This window comes from Frankia sp. AiPs1, from assembly GCF_023716945.1.
Taxonomy (GTDB): domain Bacteria; phylum Actinomycetota; class Actinomycetes; order Frankiales; family Frankiaceae; genus Frankia.
In genome coordinates this window covers 1-989 of the sequence record NZ_JAMQQF010001043.1, presented here as the reverse complement: position 1 = coordinate 989, position 989 = coordinate 1, and the positions used below count along the sequence as shown (strand labels likewise).

The 989-nt window shown below is 65.6% G+C and carries 1 protein-coding gene; it reads left to right on the top strand.

Going from position 1 to position 989, the window contains the following annotated elements:
• The coding region (locus ND748_RS32730) for an AMP-binding protein (protein WP_374216101.1) at positions 1–989 on the top strand (989 nt) is incomplete at both ends.

Genomic DNA, 989 nt, shown 5'->3' with positions numbered 1-989 from the left:
TTTTCGTCGGTGTTGGGTGTGTGGGATGGGGTGGTGGCTGCTGGTGGTGGTGAGGTGGCGGTGGTGTGTGGGGGTGTGTCGTTGTCGTTTGGTGAGGTGGATGAGGCGGCTTCGCGGTTGGCGGGGGTGTTGGGGTTGGTGGGTGTGGGGTCTGAGGTGCGGGTGGGGGTGGTGGTGCCGCGGGGTGTGGAGGTGGTGGTGGTGATGGTGGCGGTGTGGAAGGCGGGGGGTGTGGTGGTGCCGGTGGATCCGGCGCATCCGGTGTCGCGGGTGGGTGTGGTGTTGGGGGAGGCGGATCCGTTGGTGGTGGTGGCGTCGTCGTCGGTCGCGGACAGGGTGGCGGAGGCGGGGTTTGTGGGTCGGATGATTCTGGTGGATGATCCGGATTCCTGGCCGGACACGGACACGGACACGGACACGGATGCGCACGTGAATGCGGACGCGGTTTCTGTGGGTGCGGGGTCGGCGGCGTATGTGGTGTTCACGTCGGGGTCGACGGGGCGGCCGAAGGGTGTGGTGGGTACGCATGGTGGTTTGGTGAATTTGGCGTTGGCGCATCGGGTGGCGGTGATGGATCCGGTGGTGGTGCGGCTGGGTGGCCGGCGGTTGCGGGTGTTGAATGTTTTGTCGTTTGCGTTTGACGGGTCGTTGGATCCGTTGGTGTGGATGTTGGCGGGGCATGCGATGCATGTTTTGCCGGGTGGTGTGATGGGGGATTCGGCGGGGATTGTGCGGTTGGTCCGCGACGAGCGGATTGATTTCGTGGATGTGCCGCCGTCGTTGTTGGAGTTGCTGGTCGACGACGGTCTGCTGTCCGGTGAGTGGGTGCCGTCGGTGGTGGCGACGGGGGCGGAGGCGGTGGGTTCCCGGTTGTGGGAGGCGTTGGGTTCGGCGCCGGGTGTGTGGGGTTTGAATTTCTATGGTCCGACGGAGTGCACGGTGGACGCGACGTGGACGTCCGTGGAAAGTGGTTCAGGGCCGCATATCGG